19 protein-coding genes are annotated in these 21,654 nt (G+C 60.5%); 13 read left to right on the top strand and 6 right to left on the bottom strand.

Annotated elements, in window-relative coordinates:
• Positions 1-140 precede the first annotated feature (140 nt).
• Genes ACQY8Q_RS09450 through ACQY8Q_RS09435 form a run of 4 tightly spaced genes read right to left on the bottom strand, consistent with a single transcriptional unit; the run spans position 141 to position 5,192 of the window.
• Positions 141-713 carry a sarcosine oxidase subunit gamma family protein gene (locus tag ACQY8Q_RS09450; RefSeq protein WP_428426353.1) on the bottom strand — a complete coding sequence of 191 codons (573 nt, stop codon included), beginning with the start codon at positions 711-713 and terminating at the stop codon, positions 141-143.
• Positions 706-3,663 carry a sarcosine oxidase subunit alpha family protein gene (locus ACQY8Q_RS09445; protein ID WP_428426352.1) on the bottom strand — a complete coding sequence of 986 codons (2,958 nt, stop codon included), beginning with the start codon at positions 3,661-3,663 and terminating at the stop codon, positions 706-708. The genes ACQY8Q_RS09450 and ACQY8Q_RS09445 overlap by 8 nt, the downstream gene beginning before the upstream one ends.
• Positions 3,660-3,932: a sarcosine oxidase subunit delta family protein gene (locus ACQY8Q_RS09440; RefSeq protein WP_113247227.1), complete on the bottom strand. Its 273-nt coding sequence runs from the start codon at positions 3,930-3,932 to the stop codon at positions 3,660-3,662. Before ACQY8Q_RS09440 ends, ACQY8Q_RS09445 begins: the two co-directional genes overlap by 4 nt.
• Before the next feature lie 9 nt (positions 3,933-3,941).
• Positions 3,942-5,192, bottom strand: a complete 1,251-nt coding sequence (locus ACQY8Q_RS09435) for a sarcosine oxidase subunit beta family protein (RefSeq protein ID WP_428426351.1) — start codon at positions 5,190-5,192, stop codon at positions 3,942-3,944.
• Positions 5,193-5,282: 90 nt separating this feature from the next.
• On the opposite strand from ACQY8Q_RS09435, the gene ACQY8Q_RS09430 reads away from it, so the two are divergent.
• The 7 genes from ACQY8Q_RS09430 (at position 5,283) to purU (ending at position 12,564) form a co-directional block, all read left to right on the top strand.
• Entirely contained in the window at positions 5,283-6,260 is a 978-nt protein-coding gene (locus tag ACQY8Q_RS09430; protein WP_428426350.1) for a GlxA family transcriptional regulator, read from the top strand.
• Between the two features lie 74 nt (positions 6,261-6,334).
• Entirely contained in the window at positions 6,335-7,030 is a 696-nt protein-coding gene (locus ACQY8Q_RS09425) for a helix-turn-helix domain-containing protein (RefSeq protein WP_428426349.1), read from the top strand.
• A 113-nt stretch (positions 7,031-7,143) separates the two neighbouring features.
• Positions 7,144-8,049 carry a class II glutamine amidotransferase gene (locus tag ACQY8Q_RS09420; RefSeq protein WP_428426348.1) on the top strand — a complete coding sequence of 302 codons (906 nt, stop codon included), beginning with the start codon at positions 7,144-7,146 and terminating at the stop codon, positions 8,047-8,049.
• 38 nt (positions 8,050-8,087) lie between these two features.
• Positions 8,088-8,774, top strand: coding sequence for a protein GlxC (locus ACQY8Q_RS09415; RefSeq protein WP_428426347.1), 687 nt, complete (start codon positions 8,088-8,090; stop codon positions 8,772-8,774).
• A 15-nt stretch (positions 8,775-8,789) separates the two neighbouring features.
• Positions 8,790-10,118, top strand: a complete 1,329-nt coding sequence (locus ACQY8Q_RS09410; RefSeq protein WP_426229860.1) for an FMN-binding glutamate synthase family protein — start codon at positions 8,790-8,792, stop codon at positions 10,116-10,118.
• A gap of 92 nt (positions 10,119-10,210) precedes the next feature.
• On the top strand, positions 10,211-11,518 hold the full coding sequence (gene glnT / locus ACQY8Q_RS09405; protein ID WP_113313531.1) for a type III glutamate--ammonia ligase: 1,308 nt from the start codon (positions 10,211-10,213) through the stop codon (positions 11,516-11,518).
• A 161-nt stretch (positions 11,519-11,679) separates the two neighbouring features.
• Positions 11,680-12,564 (top strand): formyltetrahydrofolate deformylase, encoded by an 885-nt coding sequence (purU, locus tag ACQY8Q_RS09400; protein ID WP_428423921.1) that lies wholly within the window; start codon positions 11,680-11,682, stop codon positions 12,562-12,564.
• A gap of 87 nt (positions 12,565-12,651) precedes the next feature.
• Here the strand turns inward: purU and ACQY8Q_RS09395 are convergent, their stop codons facing one another.
• The gene (locus ACQY8Q_RS09395; protein WP_428426346.1) at positions 12,652-13,983 is read right to left on the bottom strand and encodes an NAD(P)/FAD-dependent oxidoreductase; all 1,332 of its coding nucleotides are present in this window, start codon (positions 13,981-13,983) and stop codon (positions 12,652-12,654) included.
• Between the two features lie 105 nt (positions 13,984-14,088).
• Positions 14,089-15,123, bottom strand: coding sequence for a LacI family DNA-binding transcriptional regulator (locus ACQY8Q_RS09390; RefSeq protein WP_428426345.1), 1,035 nt, complete (start codon positions 15,121-15,123; stop codon positions 14,089-14,091).
• A 137-nt stretch (positions 15,124-15,260) separates the two neighbouring features.
• Here ACQY8Q_RS09390 and ACQY8Q_RS09385 point away from each other — a divergent pair, with 137 nt between their 5' ends.
• The 6 genes from ACQY8Q_RS09385 (at position 15,261) to ACQY8Q_RS09360 (ending at position 21,603) form a co-directional block, all read left to right on the top strand.
• The gene (locus ACQY8Q_RS09385) at positions 15,261-16,286 is read left to right on the top strand and encodes a Gfo/Idh/MocA family protein (RefSeq protein ID WP_428429726.1); all 1,026 of its coding nucleotides are present in this window, start codon (positions 15,261-15,263) and stop codon (positions 16,284-16,286) included.
• A 16-nt stretch (positions 16,287-16,302) separates the two neighbouring features.
• On the top strand, positions 16,303-17,205 hold the full coding sequence (locus ACQY8Q_RS09380) for a sugar phosphate isomerase/epimerase family protein (RefSeq protein ID WP_428426344.1): 903 nt from the start codon (positions 16,303-16,305) through the stop codon (positions 17,203-17,205).
• A gap of 106 nt (positions 17,206-17,311) precedes the next feature.
• Positions 17,312-18,544, top strand: coding sequence for an ABC transporter substrate-binding protein (locus ACQY8Q_RS09375; RefSeq protein ID WP_428426343.1), 1,233 nt, complete (start codon positions 17,312-17,314; stop codon positions 18,542-18,544).
• A gap of 268 nt (positions 18,545-18,812) precedes the next feature.
• Entirely contained in the window at positions 18,813-19,715 is a 903-nt protein-coding gene (locus ACQY8Q_RS09370; RefSeq protein WP_428426342.1) for a carbohydrate ABC transporter permease, read from the top strand.
• Entirely contained in the window at positions 19,712-20,539 is an 828-nt protein-coding gene (locus tag ACQY8Q_RS09365; RefSeq protein ID WP_428426341.1) for a carbohydrate ABC transporter permease, read from the top strand. The genes ACQY8Q_RS09370 and ACQY8Q_RS09365 overlap by 4 nt, the downstream gene beginning before the upstream one ends.
• Positions 20,536-21,603: an ABC transporter ATP-binding protein gene (locus tag ACQY8Q_RS09360; RefSeq protein ID WP_428426340.1), complete on the top strand. Its 1,068-nt coding sequence runs from the start codon at positions 20,536-20,538 to the stop codon at positions 21,601-21,603. The genes ACQY8Q_RS09365 and ACQY8Q_RS09360 overlap by 4 nt, the downstream gene beginning before the upstream one ends.
• Positions 21,604-21,654: the final 51 nt, after the last annotated feature.

Below are 21,654 nucleotides of genomic sequence, written 5' to 3'. Positions count from 1 at the left end.
CAGGGGCGAGACAATCGAAAATTTGGATTGAGATTGGCGGGGCCGGGACAATCCAGCACCGCGAGTAGCCAAGCTTTGGCCAAAGAACGATTATGAACGAGGTTAGCGTCAATTGAGACTCGGCGCTACCCTTATATGGTTCATTTCCCGGTGCGGGCATCAACGCCGAATTCGAGGCTCATCTGGATCAGTTCATCCCAGAGGCTTTCGGCAAAACCGCGCAGCACAAGAAGCTCAAAGCTTTCCGGTCCCGTGCGGGAAATCAGCGCCGAGATATGGCCGATCAAGGTCATTGCGGAATGGCCAACCGGGAAATTCGAAAGCGCGAGATCAACCGCCGTGCCCTTGGCGAGGACCGCTTCGACGGATGCGCCGCTAATACCGATCCGGACGCGGCCGTGGCCTTGATCGGAAATGGACGCCTTACCATCCAGAAGCGGTGTCTTGGCGAAAATCTCTGCTGCGGAAAGCGGCGCATCGCCGATGACGAACCATTGTCCGGGGCCATAGGGCCGCACGGCATGCGAAGCGCCATCGCCAATTCGCGGGATCAGGTCTGTCAGGTCTCCGCTGCCGCGGGAGCTGAGAACGTGCAGCACGTGACCCTCCGGCAGAGCTGCAAGCCTGATCCGCTGAACCGTTGAAGGCGCGCCGAATGAACCGGACTTGGCATCGGCAAGGGCAGGGCGGTGGAGGAGCGCAAAATCAGCCATGGAGCTTTCCGTTTTCCGGATCAAAGAACACCGGGCTGCACAGCACGGCTTTGGTATATTCGCTTTTCAGGTCATTCCACACAGTCACATGCTCGCCGTGGCGCGTCGGGCCGTGCTTGACCAAGGCCAGACCGATGGTCGAGCCAAGGTTCGGCGAGTAGCAACTGGAGGAGACATAGCCCTGGTCGTTTTCGAGCGAGGGAACAGCGCCGTCGGAGAGGATATGCGAGCCCGTTTTGAAGGTCGTCGCGGGATCGAGCGGCTTGACGCCGACGAGCGAGAGCCGGTCATCGGCTATCAAGCCTTCCCGTGACAACATCGCCTTGCCGATGAAGTCCGGCTTGACCGTGGACACCATCTTGGCGAAGCCGAGATCGGAGGGGATGACGGTGCCGTTGATTTCGGAATGGGTGACATGGCCCTTCTCGATGCGCATGACGCCGAGCGCCTCGACGCCATAGGGGCAGATGCCATGCGGCTTTCCTGCTTCCATAATGGCATCGGCGATGGCTTCGCCATACCCTGCAGGAACCGCCAGTTCGTAGGCCAGTTCGCCGGAAAACGAGATGCGGAACAGCCGGCCCGTCAGCGTGCCGCCGCAGAGCGACACTTCCTTGGCGCCGAGGAACGGGAAGGCCGCGTCGGAAATGTCCTCGTCCACCAGCGTCTGTAGGATCATCCGCGATTTCGGCCCGGCAACGGCAATCTGCGCCCACTGGTCGGTAGAAGATGAGAACTGCACGTCGAGATCGGGCCAGAGCGCCTGGGCGCAGAACTCCAGATGGTTCATCACGCCGGCCGCATAAGCCGTGGTCGTCGTCATGAAGAAATGGGTTTCGCCAAGGCGACTGGTCGTGCCGTCGTCGTAGATCATCCCGTCTTCGCGCAGCATCAGGCCATAACGCGCCTTGCCGATCGGCAACTTCAGGAAGGCGTTGCAATAGATCCGGTTGAGGAATTCGGCGGCGTCCTTGCCGAAAATCTCGATCTTGCCGAGAGTGGAGACGTCGCAGATGCCGGCGTTCTTGCGGACATTCAGCACTTCGCGGTCAACGCTTTCGCGCCACGTCGTTTCACCCGTTTTCGGGAACCAGGAGGAGCGATACCACAGGCCGGTTTCGACGAAGACTGCGCCGTTCTTCCGGGCCCAGTCGTGCAGCGGCGACTTGCGCACCGGCTGGAAGTGTTTGCCCTTGGAGGCGCCCGTCAGCGCCCCGAAGGAGAGCGGTGTGTAGAACGGTCGGAACGTCGTGGTGCCGACATCGGCCGGCGAGACTTTTCGCGCTTCGGCGAGAATGCCGATGGCGTTGATGTTCGACAGCTTGCCCTGATCAGTCGCCATGCCGTTGGTGGTGTAGCGCTTGGCAAGCTCGACGTGGCCGTAGCCTTCGCTGACCGCGAGGCCGAGATCCTTTAGGTGCACGTCGTTCTGGTAATCGACAAAGGCCTTGCCTTTCGATCCATGGATGCGCCAGAGCGGCTTGGACACGGTTGCCGTATCGGATGCGGGGGCAAAAGCAGCGGTGGCCTTCGAGTAGCCGAGTGCCTGCAGGACTGAGGCGGCTTTTCCCGCGCCGTCTGCAAGGCAGGCTTCGACGCTGCCAATGCCCGAGGCAGCCCCGGCGATGGTTAGCCCATCCTGAATTTCCGGCGCAAGGAAAGCCGCTTTGGCATCGGACCAGACCGGTTTTGCGCCGCGATGGCAGGCGAGATGAATGATCGGGCTCCAGCCGCCGGACATGCCGAGTGCGTCCGCCGAAATGGTTTCGGTTCGGCCGTTGTTGAGGATCGTCACGCCCTTGACGTGTCTGCCACCATTGGCATCGACAACCACCGCGCCTGCGAGGATACGCGCCTTGCCGGACCAGGTGCGGGTCGCATCCGGGCGGCTGTCAACGATGGCTGCGACGTCAAGACCGGCCGCTTCTAGATGGGCAGCTGTCGCATAACCAGAGGCATCGTTGGTGAAGATGACTGTGCTCTTTCCGGGCGCGATGGCCTGCCGGTTGAGATAGGAGCGCATGGCGCCTGCCATCATCACGCCGGGAATATCGTTGCCGCCGAAAACCAGCGGCCGCTCTTCGGCGCCAGAGGCGAGGATCGCCTGTTTGGCGGCTATGCGCCAGATGCGCTCGACCGGACGGTTCGGGTTCACCGTGGCGGTGTTTTTCTGCACGCTTTCGACAGCGCCGAAGACATTGCCGTCGTACCAACCAAAGACGGTGGTGCGGGAGAAAATACGAACGTTCGGCAAATCTGCCAGCTCAGCCAAAGTCTGTGCCAGCAGATCGCTTGCGGATTTGCCGCCGATGGGCGCCGTTTCGGACAGCAGAGAGCCGCCGGGTTCAAAACCCTCATCGGCGAGGATGACGCGGGCACCGGCGCGGCCTGCGGTCAGAGCGGCGGCGAGGCCGGCGGGGCCGGCGCCAATCACCAACAGGTCGCAATGCGCCCAGCATTTTTCGTAACTATCCGGGTCTGGCTGGTAGGTGGCGCGGCCAAGGCCTGCCGCCTTGCGGATGATCGGCTCATAGACCTTTTCCCAGAAGGCCGCCGGCCACATGAAGGTCTTGTAGTAGAAGCCCGCGCTCAGGAAGGGCGACAGCAGGCTGTTGACGGCGCCGAGGTCGAAATCGACCGAGGGCCAGCGGTTCTGGCTCTTGGCGGTCAGGCCGCTATAGAGTTCGACCAGCGTGGCGCGGGTATTGGCTTCCGTGCGTCCGCCTTCGCCGATCGTCACCAGTGCATTCGGTTCGGCGGCGCCTGCTGTCAGGATACCGCGCGGGCGATGATATTTGAAGCTGCGGCCGACCAGCTGGCGGCCGTTGGCGAGAAGTGCCGAGGCCAGCGTGTCGCCGGTAAAGCCCTGCATCGGCTTGCCGTCGAAGCTGAAATCGAGTGGCTTGGCGCGGTCGATGCGGCCGCCCTTGGAAAGACGGTAGGAACTCATGCGGTCTCTCCTTCAGCGCTGGCATCCGTGACCGTGTAAATCGCGTGGGTCATCGTATCGCGCTCGACCACCAGCCAGCGGCGGCAGCCGGATGTGTGGTGCCAATGTTCCTTGTGGCGTCCGCGCGGATTGTCGCGCAGGTAGACGTAAGCGTACCAGGCATCCTCACCGGCATCCGGTGCCGGGCGGGTTATGCCGGCGTCACCGCGAACGGTGAATTCTTCCTTGGGGCGCGGCCCGCAATGGGGGCAGGCGATCAGGCTGGCCATATGAAGTCCTCAATGCAGATTGGGTTGCGAGCCGACGCCCTTTTCATCGATCATCCGGCCGCGTGCGAACCGGTCGAGCCGGAAGGCACGGCCGGTTTCATGCGGCTCGTTCCTGGCGATCAGATGGGCGTAGCAGAAGCCGGAGGCGGGCGTGGCCTTGAAGCCGCCGTAACACCAGCCGGCGTTCAGGTAGAGATTGTCGATATGGGTGCGGTCGATGATCGGCGAGCCATCCATGCTCATGTCCATGACGCCACCCCAGGAACGCAGCACCCGGACGCGCGACAAAGCCGGGATCATCGCGACGCCGGCTTCGGCGACATGCTCGACCGTCGCCAGATTGCCGCGCTGGGCATAGGAATTGTAACCATCGATATCTCCACCAAAGACGAGGCCGCCCTTATCAGACTGCGAGACATAGAAGTGCCCGGCGCCGAAGGTGACGACATTGTCGATGAAGGGTTTCAGCCCTTCCGAGACGAAGGCCTGCAGCACATGGCTTTCGATCGGCAGTTTCATGTCGACCATGTCGGCAACGGTGGTGGAATTGCCTGCCGCTGCCAGCGCCAGCTTGCCGCAGCCGATAAAGCCTTGGCTGGTCTCGACACCCACGACGCGGCCGTTTTCGCGGCGGATTCCAGTGACTTCGCAATTCTGGATGATATCAACGCCGCGACTGTCGGCGCCACGGGCATAACCCCAGGCCACGGCGTCATGGCGCACCGTACCGCCACGTTTCTGCATCAGTGCGCCATGGATCGGGAAGCGGGCATTGTCGAAATCGAGGAAGGGCAGCATCTGGCGCACCGCGTTGCGGTCGAGCAGATCGGCATCGACGCCGTGCAGCCGCATGGCATTGCCGCGCCGCGTATAGGCGTCGCGCTGGGCGTCTGAGTGAAAGAGGTTGAGCACGCCGCGCTGCGAGACCATGGCGTTGAAGTTGAAATCCTGTTCCAGGCCTTCCCAGAGCTTCATCGACAGTTCGTAGAACGGGTTGTTGCCCTGCAGCAGATAGTTGGAGCGGATGATCGTCGTGTTGCGGCCGACATTGCCGGAGCCGATATAGTTCTTTTCCAGCACCGCCACATTGGTGACGCCAAATTCCTTGGCGAGATAATAGGCTGTGGCCAGACCATGCCCGCCCCCGCCGATGATGATGACGTCATAATGGTTCTTCGGAACCGGGCTGCGCCATGCAGGCTTCCAGTCCGTGTTGCCGCGCAGGGCATTCAGAAAAACGGAAAAGGCAGAATAGCGCATGGCAATGGGATCCCGGTGAACCGTGCCGATCATGACAGGATTGCATTTCTGCACTTGCAGGAAAGAGACGTTTTAAGTCATAATTGGGACATGGTGTCAGATGATCTGAAAAACGTCCAGAAGATCGGCTTTATCCTCATTCCTGGATTTGCACTGATGTCCTATGCATCGGCGGTGGAGCCGTTGCGCGCCGCCAATCTTCTCGCGGGCCGGGATATCTATGCCCTGTCGGCGCATGTTACCGAAGGGAGTGCCGGGATGACCTCTTCGGGCATTCCCGTGCCCGCCACGCTGTTGCCGGGCCGAGGCTCAGGGTTCCATACGGTCTTCGTTTGCGCCGGCGGCACGCCGGTCGACTGGAATCTTCCAGCTGTTTTGACCTGCCTGCGTCAGCTTGCCCGCGACGGCGTGCGCATCGGCGGTATTTCCGGTGGTCCTTATCTGATGGCAGCGGCGGGATTGCTGGAGGATCGCGATTTCACTATTCACTGGGAACACGCGCCAGCGCTGATGGAGGCGTTTCCGGGCCTTGCTCCACGGCAGGCGCGCTATGTCCTCGACGGCAACCGCATCACCTGCGGCGGCGGCGTGGCGCCGCTCGACATGATGCACGCACTGATTTCCGAACGCATGGGATCGGATTTCGCCCGCCGGGTCAGTGACTGGTATCTGCACACCCATGTGGAAAGTTCTGGCGCACCGCAGCGGGGCTCGCTGGCCGAGCGTTACGGCGTCAATCATCCGGGTCTTCTCACCGTGCTGGAGAAGATGGAGGCGACGATCGAAGCGCCGCTCGATCGCCAGACCATGGCGGCTTTGGCGGGTCTTTCGCCGCGTCATCTCGACCGATTGTTTTCAAGCCAGATGGGGTCGTCCTTTCTTCTGGAATACCGCAAACTGCGGCTCGATCATGCCCGGCGGTTGCTGCAACAAAGCCCGCTCTCGATCTCGGAAATCGCTTTTGCTGCCGGCTTTTCCAGCGCCGGTCATTTCTCCCGCAGCTATCGTGCCGCATTCGGAGAGCCGCCGCGTTCGCAGCGACAAAATGGCAGTGCAGGACCGCGCTGACCGATATTCTTCCCGGTTGAGAAAATTTCACTCTCAGGATAGATTGATCGTCTTGCAATCGGGGGTAGCGCCACATGGCGAAGAAGCAGCCAGTCATCGATATCGGCCGTGTGACGGATGACGAGAAGCCGGCGTTGAAGGCTGCCTTCCTGCAGGATCCGCACGCGCTGCGCGAACCGAAGGAAAACAATCTCGAAATCGCTATCGGTCACGAGGTTCGGGCCTTCCGCAAGAAGCTCGGCATCACCGTCACCGACCTCGCCACCGCCACCGGCATTTCGCTCGGCATGCTATCGAAAATCGAGAACGGCAATATCTCGCCGTCGTTGACGACGCTGCAGTCTTTGTCGCGGGCACTGGGCGTCCCGGTCACGGCGTTCTTCCGCCGCTATGAGGAGCCGCGCAATGCGGTGTTCGTCAAGGCCGGCGAAGGCGTCGAGCTGGAACGGCGCGGCACCCGCGCCGGCCATCAGTACAACCTGCTGGGTCATATCGACAACAACACGGCCGGTGTGGTCGTCGAGCCGTATCTGATCACATTAACGGCGGATTCCGATACCTTTCCGGCGTTCCAGCACGAAGGCATGGAGTTTCTCTACATGCTGGAAGGCGAAGTGGTCTACCGCCACAGCGACCGGCTCTTCACCATGCAGCCGGGCGACAGCCTGTTCTTCGACGCCGATGCGCGCCACGGTCCGGAAGAGCTGGTCAAGCTGCCCATCCGCTACCTGTCGATTATCTCGTATCCGCAGACGCGAAGCAATATTTGAGGATCTTACGGTTCAAAAATATTGCCTGATAAGAAAATAACTTTCTTCACAGTTGAAATCCAAAACGGCAACTGATATCCATCTTTTCATCAACGAAACGAAGGATTGTCCCCATGTGCGGAATTGTCGGATTGTTTTTGAAGGACAAGAGCCTGGAACCGCAATTGGGTGCCATGCTGTCCGATATGCTTGTTATCATGACCGACCGCGGGCCTGATAGCGCAGGCATCGCCATCTACGGCGCGCCCTCGGAAGGCCGCGCGAAGCTCACCGTTCAATCGGCTGACCCGAAGCACGATTTTGCCGGCCTTGAAGCGCTGCTGAAGCCCGTCGACTCAAGCGTTACCGTAGAGTTGAAAAGCACGCATGCGGTCATCGAGACCAATGCTGACAAAGCTACCGCTGTACGCGAGTTGCTCGCCCAGGAGCGGAGCGGTATCCGGGTCATGGGCTCGGGCGATAGTGTCGAGATCTACAAGGAAGTCGGGTTGCCGAAGGACGTAGTTTCCCGCTTCGGTATTCGTGCCATGGGCGGCACGCACGGTATCGGTCATACCCGCATGGCAACGGAATCGGCGGTCACCACGCTTGGCGCCCATCCGTTCTCCACAGGTGCCGACCAGTGCCTGGTGCACAACGGTTCGCTCTCCAACCACAATAACTTGCGCCGAGAACTGGTGCGCGAAGGCATGACCTTCGAGACGCAGAACGATAGCGAAGTCGCAGCCGCGTACCTCACGGCCGAAATGGCCAAGGGCAAGGATCTCGGGCAGGCATTGACCAGCGCGCTCGACGATCTCGACGGTTTCTTCACCTTCGTGGTCGGCACCAAGTCCGGCTTCGGTGTCGTGCGCGATCCGATCGCCTGCAAGCCGGCCGTCATGGCCGAAACCGATCAGTATATCGCCTTCGGTTCCGAATACCGTGCGCTCGTCAACCTGCCGGGCATCGAGAATGCCCGCGTCTGGGAGCCGGAGCCAGCCACAGTCTATTTCTGGGATCATGAGAAGGCGGCCTAACCGTGGATGTCAGCGTAAAACGAGAAAGTCTGGAAGCGATGCGCGTATTCGATCTAGCCACAACGCCGCTGCGCGAACTGAACAGCGCGCTTCACACCATTGCCCCCGGTGCCAATGACACCAATTTCGAGGTCGTCAATCCACGCGGAAGCCATGCTGTTGCCGTCGGCATTGATCAGCCAGTCACCGTCGAAGTGCGTGGTAGCGTCGGTTATTATTGTGCCGGGATGAACGACGGCGGTGCCGTTACCGTCCATGGCTCAGCCGGTCCGGGCGTTGCAGAAAACATGATGTCGGGAACCGTTGTCATCGAGGGCGATGCCAGCCAGTATGCCGGGGCGACGGGCCGCGGCGGTCTGCTGGTCATCAAAGGCAACGCCGCCTCACGCTGCGGCATTTCGATGAAGGGTATCGATATCGTCGTTCAGGGCAATATCGGCCATATGTCGGCCTTCATGGGCCAGTCCGGTCATCTGGTGGTGCTTGGCAATGCGGGCGATGCGCTTGGGGATTCGCTCTATGAAGCCAAGCTGTTTGTGCGCGGCGAGGTGAAAAGCCTCGGTGCCGATTGCATCCAGAAAGAGTTGCGCCCCGAGCATATCGAGAAGCTCGCCGAGTTGCTGGAGAAGGCAGGCATTACCGACGTCAAGCCGCAGGAATTCAAGCGCTACGGCTCGGCCCGCACGCTCTACAATTTCAACATCGATAACGCTGATGCGTACTAAGGCAGGGAACCGTTCATGAGCTATCACAACCCCTATACCCCGCCGCGCAAGTCAGCGACCTTCGACGATTATACGCTGGCAGAAATCCGCCGTGCGGCTGCCACCGGCATCTACGATATTCGCGGTGCCGGCACCAAGCGCAAGGTGCCGCATTTCGACGATCTGCTATTCCTCGGTGCCTCGATTTCACGTTATCCGCTCGAAGGCTACCGCGAGAAATGCGACACCTCCGTGGTGCTCGGTGCGCGCTACGCCAAGAAGCCGATCGTGCTGAAGACGCCGATCACCATTGCCGGCATGAGCTTCGGTGCGCTGTCGGGCAATGCCAAGGAGGCGCTGGGCCGCGGTGCGACCATCGCCGGCACCTCGACCACCACCGGTGACGGCGGCATGACCGACGAGGAGCGTGGCCACTCGCAGACGCTGGTCTACCAGTATCTGCCGTCGCGCTATGGCATGAACCCGAAGGACCTGCGCCGCGCCGATGCGATCGAGATCGTCGTCGGCCAGGGTGCCAAGCCCGGCGGCGGTGGCATGTTGCTCGGCCAGAAGATTTCCGATCGCGTCGCCAACATGCGCAACCTGCCCAAGGGCATCGACCAGCGCTCGGCCTGCCGTCATCCAGACTGGACCGGCCCGGATGATCTGGAAATCAAGATCATGGAACTGCGCGAAATCACCGATTGGGAAAAGCCGATCTATGTGAAGGTTGGTGGCGCGCGTCCCTATTACGATACTGCACTTGCGGTGAAGGCCGGTGCCGACGTGGTCGTGCTTGATGGCATGCAGGGCGGTACGGCAGCAACGCAGGACGTCTTCATCGAGAATGTCGGCATGCCGACACTCGCCTGTATCCGCCCCGCCGTCCAGGCGCTGCAGGATCTCGGCATGCACCGCAAGGTTCAGCTGATCATCTCCGGCGGCATCCGCTCGGGCGCTGACGTTGCCAAGGCCCTGGCGCTTGGCGCTGATGCTGTTGCCATCGGTACGGCCGCGCTGGTTGCCATCGGCGATAACGATCCGCACTGGGAAGAGGAATACCAGAAGCTCGGAACGACGGCCGGTGCCTATGACGACTGGCACGAGGGCCGGGATCCAGCCGGCATTACCACGCAGGACCCGGAGCTTTCCAAGCGCCTCGATCCTGTCGCTGCCGGGCGCCGTCTTGCCAACTATCTCAAGGTGATGACGCTGGAAGCCCAGACCATCGCCAGGGCCTGCGGCAAGAACCATCTGCACAATCTGGAGCCGGAAGACCTCGTCGCACTGACACTTGAGGCTTCCGCCATGGCGCAGGTGCCGCTCGCCGGCACCAGCTGGATCCCAGGCAAGGGAGGCTTCTGACCCAAACATACCTTAGGCCGTTGCACGATCTCCAAAAGATAGGCAGCGGCCTTTTTACGAAAAAGTGTCTGAATAATCCAAAGGGGAACACAGTGACACTCGATCTTGCTAGCTTTGCCAAAGACCGTGGCATCAAATATTTCATGATCAGCTATACCGACCTGTTCGGCGGCCAGCGGGCGAAGCTCGTTCCGACGGAGGCGATTGCCGACATGCAGAAGAACGGCGCGGGCTTTGCCGGTTTTGCCACCTGGCTCGACCTTACACCCGCCCATCCGGATCTGTTCGCGCTTCCGGACGCCTCGTCCGTCATCCAGCTTCCCTGGAAAAAGGACGTTGCCTGGGTTGCTGCCGATTGCGTCATGGAAGACCAGCCGGTGGACCAGGCGCCGCGCGTCATGCTGAAACGGCTGATCGCCGAAGCTGCCAAGGAGGGCCTTCGCGTCAAGACCGGCGTCGAGCCGGAATTCTTCTTGATTTCGCCGGATGGTGGCAAGATTTCCGACGAGTTCGATACGGCCGAAAAGCCCTGCTACGACCAGCAGGCCGTCATGCGCCGCTATGACGTGATCGCCGAGATCTGCGACTACATGCTCGAACTCGGCTGGAAGCCCTATCAGAACGACCATGAGGATGCGAACGGCCAGTTCGAGATGAACTGGGAATATGACGACGCGCTGCAGACGGCCGATAAACACTCGTTCTTCAAGTTCATGGTGAAGACGGTTGCCGAAAAGCACGGCCTTCGCGCCACCTTCATGCCAAAACCCTTCAAGGGGCTGACCGGTAACGGCTGCCACGCCCATATCTCCGTCTGGGATCTGGAAGGCAAGACGAATGCCTTTGCCGACAAGGAAATGCCGTTCGGTCTTTCGGCGCAGGGCAGGACCTTCCTCGGCGGTATCATGAAGCACGCGTCGGCACTCGCTGCGGTTACCAATCCGACGGTCAATTCCTACAAGCGCATCAACGCGCCGCGCACAATTTCCGGTGCGACCTGGGCGCCGAATACGGTGACATGGACGGGCAACAACCGCACGCACATGGTCCGCGTTCCGGGCCCTGGCCGGTTCGAATTGCGATTGCCGGATGGTGCGGTCAATCCGTACCTTTTGCAGGCGATCATCATCGCGGCCGGCCTCAACGGTATCCGGAAAAATGCCGATCCGGGCCGCCACTGGGACATCGACATGTATAAGGAAGGCCACACCGTTACCGGTGCACCGCTGCTGCCCTTGAACCTGCTCGATGCACTCAGGGAATACGACAAGGATGAGGAACTGAAGGCGACACTCGGTAAGAGTTTCTCCAGCGCCTACCTGAAGCTCAAGCATCAGGAGTGGAATGCCTACGCGTCGCATTTTACCGACTGGGAGCGGCAGACGACTCTCGATATCTGAGCGTTAAGCCACGTTCCAAGATCAGAAGAGACGGCATGGCCTGTTCCTGCTATCCGATGTCGCGAAACGGATGGACGGGCAGGCCAGCGCCGCGCTAGCTTCCGTTCCACGATGCTGGGCCGGGAGGGCCAGCCAAGACCCAAAGCGAGAGACTGAAACCGATGAAGAGCTACGTTCTGACCGTATCGTGCAAATCCACCCGTGGCATCGTCGCGGCGATCACCGGCTATCTGGCCGACGAGGGTTGTTACATCACCGACAGCTCGCAGTTTGACGACATGGAAACCGGCCTGTTCTTCATGCGCCTGACCTTCATCAGCCAGGAGGGCGCGACGCTCGACAAACTGACGACCGGTTTCGAACCGGTGAAGAACCGGTTCGGCATGGTCGCCGATATCCTTGATTCAGAGCACCGGATGAAGGTGCTGCTGATGGTGTCGCGCTTCGGTCATTGCTTGAACGACCTGCTCTACCGCTGGAAGATCGGTGCCTTGCCGATCGAGATCGTCGGTGTGGTCTCCAACCATTTCGAATACCAGAAGGTCGTGGTCAATCACGACATTCCGTTCCATCATATTCCGGTGACCAAGGCCAACAAGCCGCAGGCGGAAGCCCGGATCATGGACGTGGTCGAGCAGACCGGCACCGAGCTGATCGTACTCGCCCGCTACATGCAGATCCTGTCAGACCAGATGTGCAGCAAGATGTCTGGCAAGATCATCAACATCCACCATTCGTTCCTGCCGTCGTTCAAGGGTGCGAACCCCTACAAGCAAGCCTATGAGCGCGGCGTCAAGCTGATCGGCGCGACGGCGCATTATGTGACCGCAGATCTCGACGAAGGTCCGATCATCGAGCAGGACATCGCCCGCATCACCCATGCGCAGTCGGCGGAGGATTATGTCTCGATCGGCCGTGATGTCGAAAGCCAGGTTCTGGCGCGCGCCGTGCACGCCCATATCCACCACCGTACCTTCATCAACGGCAACCGCACCGTGGTCTTCCCGGCAAGCCCGGGAAGCTATGCGTCGGAACGGATGGGCTAAGCCTCAGCCTTTTCATCGCATGTCTTCACATCCCCGACAGCCTGGTGCGTTCGGGGATGTTTCATGTCTGGAGGTGTGTCGTGCGGTTCAAACCGGCGGTGCAATCTCGATCGGCGTGCCGTCCGAAAAACGGCTGAAGCGGAACGGTGCGGGATCGACCATGGGTGTGCTCCCCATGACCAGATCGGCGGCAAGATGCCCGGCGCCCGGACCGATACCGAAGCCGTGGCCGGAAAATCCTGTCGCGATAACCAGGCCGGGAAGGCTGTCGAGAGTGGAAATGACCGGGACCGCGTCCGGTGTCACATCGATCAGGCCGGCCCAGATCTGCTCCACCTTCGCGTCACGCAGCACCGGTAGGGCTTCGGTGGCCGCCCGCAACGCGTTCAAGGCGGATCTGCCGTCTGGATTGGGGTCTAGAATACGATGCTGTTCGAATGCGCCGGGCCGGTCGAGGGGAACCGCGGAAATTTCGAACAGTTCCTGAAAACTCCGGGCGCTGAGGCCGAGTTGCACCGCGTCGCCCTCGGCTTTTCTGGCGGGTTGGAAATCGCGGAAGAAGGTAAAACTGTCCGGCACCAGCGCATGCATATTGATGCCACCATTGGCGATGGTGTAGCCGCCGTCCAGCCGTTTCCGATAGGCAAAAGTGGCGGTGGCGCCGGCGCCATCCGGCCCCCGGTTTACCGCGCTGGTGCGCAGTACCGAGTTGCGCACTTTCAGTTGCGGCAGCCGGATGCCAAGTCCCTTGCAGAACAGGCGCGACCAGGCGCCGCCGGCAAGCACAACGGCAGAGGTCTCGATCCGGCCCTTCTCGGTGATCACAGCACTGATGCGGCCAGCACTTTTTTCGATGCCGCGCACGGCGCAGCCGGTCAGGATGCGGGCACCTGCCCGGCGCGCGCCCATCGCAATCGCCGGCACTGCCTTTTGCGGTTCGGCGCGGCCGTCACTTGGCGTGTAGAGCGCGCCTTTGTACCATTGCCCGGCGCCCAGCATCACGACAGCAGTCTCGTCGGGGCCGATCTGGCGCGTGTCGAGGCCATGGGCCTGCGCCAGCTTCAACCAGGCATCTCGATTGGCGATATCCGTCTCGGTCTCGGAGATATAGACAATCCCCGAGCGGTGAAACCCTGTCTGTCCGCCGACGCGTGCGTCCAGCCCGTCCCAGATTTTCATCGCTTCGATCGCCAGCGGAATTTCGCGCCGGTCGCGGCCCATGACCCGGACCCAGCCCCAGTTGCGGCTGGACTGTTCACCGCCGAGAACGCCTTTTTCGCAGAGCACGACATCGACCCCGCGTTCGGCAAGAAACAGCGCCGTACTGACCCCAATAATGCCGCCGCCGATAATGACGACGCCGGCTTTTTTCGGCAGAGCGTGGTCGGTTTCACTGCGATCGAGAATGGGGCCGGGCATGGGCGAAGGTTCCGTGCGTCGAAGGAGGATATCTCCGATGTGCACGGTATCTTGCCGTTGTTCAAGTCGCAAAGATTGGCCGGTTACCGGCCTTACGTCCTGCCGTCAGGCGGGCAGTGAAAAAGCGTCGCTCTCGCCCTCGACCAGGTCTTCCGGCCAGACTTTCCTGAGTTCCGCATCCGGATAAAAATGGCTAAAGGCCGGCATGGTAGCAAGCAATGCTTCAGCCAGTGCGATGCCGAGATCGCGGCGCGATAGCGTAAAACCGGTCAGGCTTGGCGACAGGAAATGCGATTGCGGGCTCTGGCGCCCAATGATGGCGATGTCGCGTCCGGGTTTGAGGCCGCCTTCGCTCATGCCGCGATAAAAGCCGATGGCGATGGTTTCGTTAACCAAAAGGATTGCGGTTGGCCGGTCCTTCATGGCCAGCAGCTGCTGGGCGACATGATAACCGCCCGCCTCGTTCGGCTTCGAATTGAAGATGAGATCGGGACCGAGCGTCAAACCGTGTGCGGCAAGTGCCCTGGCACTTTGGTCGACGAAGAGATGGCCAAGGTTGATGTCATCATGTGGTCTTGTGACGGCGATCCGGCGATGACCCTTCGCCACCAACCGGTCGATCGAAGTCTGCGCCATGCCTTCGAAATCGAGATCGAGCCAGGGCTGGCCGACATCCGTCAGGCTACGGCCGAGCGTGACGAAGGGAATCTTGCGCTTGGCGAGAAATTCGAAGCGCGGATCGTTTCGCTGCGTGGCCGATAGAATGAGACCATCGGCAAAACCGCGGGCGACGACGCGGCGGAGATAGTCGTCGGGGTCTTCTTCTGACGAGCAGAGCAGGGCGACCAGATCGAGACGGTGGCGGGCAAACACCGTCTGGATGCCGTCAAACACGCTCATGAAGAACGTATCGCCCTGGCCGGTGATCTCGGTGCCGGTCTGCATCATGAAGCCGATGATATTGGTGGTGCCCTGGCGCAGACTGCGGCCGGATTGATTGGGCACATAACCGAGTTCGGCAGCCGCTTCGAGAACCTTGCGGCGCGTTTCCTCATTGACATCAGGGCGCCCGTTCAGAGCCCGTGAGACGGTGCCGATGGAAATATCCAGATGTTGTGCAAGCCTGCGTATGCCGGTCATTTCAGCTGCTTTCAACGCGCGATCTCGGTGATCCGATGTCCATCTATTGACACGTTTCAAAAATCGTTCATAGTTCCGTAAACGTTTACGGTTGCCGAAAAGGAGCGAAAACCGTAGACTTTGAGGAGGAGAATCCCATTTTGCGTGCAGTTCTGTGCGGGTGCGGAGCCATGGCCAAAGGCTGGCTCAAGGCGATCGCTGAAAACCCTGAAATTCGCTCGGCGGTTGACGTCGTGGGCTTGGTCGATGTCAATCCAGCGGCGGCAAAAGCGCTGGCCGCTGAATTCGGCCTGACGGATGCCGTCATCGGTTCCGACCTTGCCGATGTGCTGGCAAAGACCTCTGCCGATATCGTCTTCGACATCGTCATCCCGTCCGCCCGCGGCGATGTGGTGGAAACGGCGCTTGCCCATGGTTGCCACGTCCTCAGCGAAAAACCGATGGCAGCGTCGATCGAGGAAGGGCGTTCGCTGATCGCTCGGGCCGAGGCCGCCGGGAAAGTTCATGCCATCGTCCAGAACCGCCGGTTCATTTCCGGCATTCGCCGCATCCGCCGGCTGGTGGAAAGCGGTGCGCTGGGCGAACTGACGGCCATTCACTGCGATTTCTTCATCGGCGCGCATTTTGGCGGGTTCCGGGACGAGATGGACAATGTGCTCCTGCTCGATATGGCGATCCACACATTCGACGCCGCACGCTTCGTCGCCGACAAGGTGCCGATGGCGGTCTATTGCCACGAAAGCAATCCGCGCGGCTCCTGGTATGCGCATGGCGCTGCCGCCAATGCGATCTTTGAGTTTTCCGATGACGTGACCTTCACGTATCGCGGTTCCTGGTGCGCCGAGGGGGCCAATACCAGCTGGGAAAGCCAGTGGCGGATCATCGGCACCAAGGGCATCTTGCTCTGGGATGGTACGGACGATTTCAAGACCGGCGTGGTTGCGGGCTCCGAGGGCTTCTTCCGTCCGATCGAAGCCATCGACGTACCGCAACCGGCTAACGAGGCGCAGACCCATGGTCATGCCAGCGTGATCGCCGATTTTCTCAACGCCATCCAGACCGGCGCCAAGCCGGAGACCGTCAGCAGCGACAATATCAACAGCCTTGCCATGGTGTTTGCGGCGATCGAGAGCGCCCGCACCCGGCAGCGCGTGACCCTATGAAGAACAGGACAGTTTGATGAGCAATCCGGCAAAAGCCATCCGCATCGGTACCATGATCAGCGCATCCGCAGGCAAGGCGGCGGACCGCATCGGCAAGGTGGCAGACATGGGCTTCGAAAGCTTCGAACCCTTCTTCTGGCAGACGACCAATGGCCAGAACCTCGCCGAACTCGGCAAACGCTGTGTCGAGGCGATCGGCGACCGCGACATCACCATTTCGACGCTCGGCATGTTCGGCAATCCGCTGGAAACAACCGATATCGACCGCGATACGCTGCAGGGCTGGAAGGACTGCATCGACAACGCTCACCATTTCGGAGCCAGCTGCGTGGCAGGTTTCACCGGCCGCATCCGCAACAAGCCGCTGACCGACAGCCTGCCGCGCTACAAGGAAGTCTGGAGCGAGCTTGCCAAGCGCGCCGCCGACAAGGGCGTGAAGATCGCGTTTGAGAATTGCGCGATGGATGGCAACTGGGCAACCGGCGACTGGAACATCGCCCATAATCCGGATGCCTGGGAACTGATTTTCAACGAAACGCCGGACGACAATATCGGGCTCGAATGGGAGCCCTGCCACCAGATGGTCTATCTGATCGACCCGCTGCCGCAGATCCGCAAATGGGCGAAAAAGATTTTTCACGTGCACGGCAAGGACGCGACGATCCGCTGGGATGTCATCCGCGAGCACGGTATTTTCGGCAAGGAAAAGTTCGTCTTCATGCGCACACCGGGCTTTGGCGACACCAACTGGACGGACGTGATTTCCGAGCTGCGTCTTGCCGGCTGGTCCGGCTCGATCGATATCGAGGGCTGGCACGATCCGGTCTATCGCGATGTGCTGGAGATGACCGGCCAGGTTCATGGTCTGAACTATCTGAAGGCTTGCCGGGGCGGCGATTTCGTCGTTGATCCCGCCTGATTGGCCAGGCTTGCCGGGTCAATCAGGTGGCCTGACAGACTGAAATGGACTGAAGAAGGCCGACATGGAGGATGACGGCCGACAGGATAACCACAAGGAGGAAATCATGGGTATCCGCAAATATGCAGTCATGGGTGCGCTGGCGCTGGTGGGCGTCTCTATGTTGGGTCTTTCCGCCAAGGCGGAAGATGTGAAGCTCACCGTCTGGTCGCTTGACCGCGACATTCAGCCTGCACCGCATCTGGTGGCCGATTTCAACAAGCTCAACAACGGCATCCAGATCGAGTATCGCCAGATCCAGTTCGACGACGTGGTCAGCGAGGCAATGCGCGCCTATTCCACCGGTCAGGCACCGGATATCATCGCCATCGACAATCCTGAGCACGCGCTATTTTCATCCCGCGGCGCCTTCCTCGATCTCACCGACATGATCGCGAAATCGACGGTAATCAAGCCGGAAAACTATTTCCCCGGTCCGCTGAAATCGGTCGAGTGGGATGGCAAATATTACGGCGTGCCGAAGGCGACCAACACGATCGCGCTCTACTACAACAAGGACATGTTCAAGGCGAAGGGGCTTGACCCGAAAAAGCCGCCACAGACCTGGGACGAGCTTGTCGAAGATGCCCGCAAGCTGACCGACCCGGCCGCCAACGTCTATGGTCTGGCTTTCTCGGCAAAGGCCAGCGAGGAAGGCACGTTCCAGTTCCTGCCCTGGGCGCAGATGGGTGGTGGCAGCTATCAGGACATCAATTCCGAAGGTGCCGTGAAGGCGCTGACCGTCTGGAAGACGATCATGGACGAGAAGCTTGCCTCGCCGGATACGCTGACCCGCGGTCAGTGGGATTCGACCGGCACGTTCAATTCCGGCAATGCAGCCATGGCGATCTCCGGTCCGTGGGAACTCGACCGCATGTCGCAGGAGGCGAAATTCGACTGGGGCGTGACGCTGCTGCCGGTACCGCAAGAAGGTGCGGAGCGCTCGTCGGCCATGGGCGATTTCAACTGGGCGATCTTCGCCTCGACCAAACATCCGGAAGAAGCCTTCAAGGCGCTCGAATATTTCGCCTCGCAGGATGACAAGATGTTCAAGAACTACGGCCAGCTTCCGGCCCGTTCCGACATCGCGATCCCAGCAACCGGGCAGGCGCTCAAGGATGCCGGACTTCAGGTGTTCCTCGAACAGCTGAAATACGCCAAGCCACGTGGTCCGCATCCGGAATGGCCGAAGATCTCCAAGGCGATTCAGGATGCCATCCAGGCAGCGCTCACCGGTCAGTCGAGCCCGAAAGACGCGCTTGATCAGGCGGCCGAGAAGATCAAGGCTGTGCTCGGTTAAACTGGCTTTCTCTCTTCTCCCCAGCGGGGAGAAGATGCCCAACGGGCAGATGAGGGGGGATGAGGAGCGGCAGCGACGAATGCTCTTCAAGAAAAGTCAAAGACGGCTGCGCGCGCCGCCCCCCTCATCCGGCCCTTCGGGCCACCTTCTCCCCGCAGGGGAGAAGACAAACTTGCCGATGGCCTTGGCCATCCATCATTTCCTCCCGGAAGGGGTTGTCTCTCGCGCCAATGCGCCGGGCAGCCCCGTTCGGAGCATCGGAGGCCCCATGAAGAGGCTGCTTTCCAGCATCCGGGATGGCAACGGTTTCGATATCGTGCTCGTCGCCTTTCCGCTCGGTTTTCTGTTCCTGATGGCGGGTCTGCCGCTGCTCTACAATATCCTGATGAGCTTTCAGGAAGTCGACATGTTCAGCCTCGGCACGTTCCTGCGGCCGTTCGTCGGTTTCAAGAACTATCAGGACCTGTTTGCCCAGCCGGAGACATGGCCGATCCTCGGCAATACGGCGATCTTCGTCATCGGCTCGATTGCCGGACAATTTCTGATCGGTTTCGGGCTGGCGCTGTTCTTCTGGGTCAATTTTCCGGGTGCTTCGTGGCTGCGCGGCCTGTTCCTGGTCTCCTGGGTCATGCCCGGCCTCGTCGTCGGCGCCATCTGGAACTGGATTCTGTCGGGAGATTTCGGCGTCTTGAATTTCATGCTTCGGGAAACCGGCATCATCAGCGGCAACATTTTCTGGCGCTCCGATCCGAACTATTCGCTCTATGCTGTCATCATGGCCAATATCTGGCTGGGCACGGCCTTCAACATGATCCTGCTTTCGGTTGGATTGGCGAGCATTCCCGGCGATCTCTATGAGGCTGCCGAACTCGACGGGGCCAATGCCTGGCAGCGGTTCTGGACGATCACCCTGCCGATGATGCGCTCGACCATCGGCGCCATCGTTTCGCTCGGCCTGATCTTCACGCTTCAGCAGTTCGACCTCTTTGCCGCGATCACCTCGGGCGGGCCAAACAATTCGTCCAACGTCACCCAATACTGGGCCTGGGACTTGTCGTTCCGGCAGTATGACTTTGCCAAGGGGGCGACGATTTCCGTCATCATGATCGTCTTCGTGATGTTCGCCTCGGTCGTCTATGTCCGTTCTACACGTCATGAGGTGCGCGGATGAGCGATACCAACCGCAATCGCCTGATGCTGGTCATCGCCCTCGTCATGGCGGCGATCTATCTGTTTCCGGTTTACTGGATGTTCATCACCGCGCTGAAAAGCGGTTCGGAGATGTTTGCGACGCCGCCGAGCTTCTGGCCGTCGGAGCCGCAATGGGGCACCTACACCTTTGTCTGGGAAAGCCGGGGCATGGGCCGCTATCTGTGGAACTCGTTGATCATCGCCTTCGGCTCGGTCACCCTGATCACCGTGCTCGGCGTCGGCTGCGCCTATGTGCTGGCGCGTTACCGGAACGTCTGGGTGGATATCGGGCTGTTCCTGATCCTGATGCTGCAGGTCCTGCCGGCATCGCTGATGATCACGCCGATCTTTGTCGGCTTCTCGCAGCTTGGCATGCTCAATTATCCGCGTCTGGCGGTAATCATTGCCATTGCTGCCAAAAGCATGCCGTTCTTCGTCGTTCTTGTCCGCGCCACCTTCATGGCGGTGCCGCAGGAGCTGGAAGAGGCGGCTTTGGTGGATGGCAATTCACGTGTCGGCGCGTTTTTCAACATCGTGCTGCCGCTTGCCCGCAACGGCATCCTGGTCAGCGCCATCCTCATCTTCATGCAGGCCTTCGGCGAGTTCGTCTATTCGAAGTCGATCATCCAGGCGGTGGAACTGCAGCCCGCCAGTGTCGGTCTCAACTCGTTCATGGGGCCGAACACCAATGAATGGAACAACATCATGGCCTATGCCACGATCTACGTGACCCCCATTCTCGCCATTTTCGTGCTGTTGCAGCGGCGCATCGTCTCCGGCCTTACTTCGGGAGCCATCAAATGACCAAGCAGATCGAGCTCTCGGGCGTCAACAAATATTACGGCGCCTTCCATGCCCTGAAAAACATCGAACTCAGCATTGAGAAGGGCAGTTTCGTTGCACTCGTCGGCCCGTCCGGCTGCGGCAAGTCCACACTGCTGCGCTCGCTCGCCGGGCTGGAAAGCATCTCGACGGGTGACTTGAAGATCGCCGGCGAGTTGATGAACAACGTGCCGCCACGCAAGCGCGACATCGCCATGGTGTTCCAGTCCTACGCGCTTTATCCGCACATGACGGTCGAGCAGAACCTCACATACAGCCTGCGCATTCGCGGTGTGCCGAAGGCGCAAGCCAAGAAGGCGGCGGCCGAAGTGGCGGCGACGACCGGGCTTTCGCAGCTTCTCGGCCGCTATCCGCGCGAACTGTCCGGCGGCCAGCGCCAACGTGTGGCCATGAGCCGGGCAATCATCCGCAATCCCAAGGCGTTCCTGTTCGACGAACCTTTGTCCAATCTCGATGCGGCGCTGCGTGTCCATATGCGCAAGGAAATCCGCTCGCTGCATGACCGCTTGGGCGCGACGTCGGTCTATGTAACGCATGACCAGATCGAAGCGATGACCATGGCCGATCATGTCGTGGTCATGAAGGATGGCGTTATCGAGCAGCAGGGTGCGCCGCTGGAGCTTTACGACCGGCCTGCCAACAGGTTCGTCGCCGGCTTCATCGGTTCGCCTGCGATGAATTTCGTGCCCGCAGTCGTTGGCGAGGACGGCCGTTCGCTGGCGGTCGATGTCGGCGAAAAGCAGACCATCGTTCTCGACCGGCAACTCCAGCCCGGGCGCAAGGTGACGGCGGGGCTGAGGCCCGAACATCTGCATTTCGTCGAGCCGGGGCAGGGCGTCTTCCGCCTGCCGGTCGGCATCGTCGAAAGCACTGGCTCGGCGACGTACATCACCACGTCCACAGCTGCGGAGGTGACGATTGTCGAAACCTCGCGCAGGACGGTGAGGACGGGAGATGTCATCGATGTATCGATCCGTCCGGCCGACGTGCATGTGTTCGATGTCGAGACCGGATTGCGGGTTTGAGGGCGACGGTCACTCTGGAGTGAAGGCGGCGCTATACATCGGCAGGCGGGC

The organism is Pararhizobium sp. (assembly GCF_965279435.1).
Taxonomy (GTDB): Bacteria; Pseudomonadota; Alphaproteobacteria; order Rhizobiales; family Rhizobiaceae; genus Pararhizobium.
This window is presented reverse-complemented; position numbering and strand designations above follow the sequence as displayed.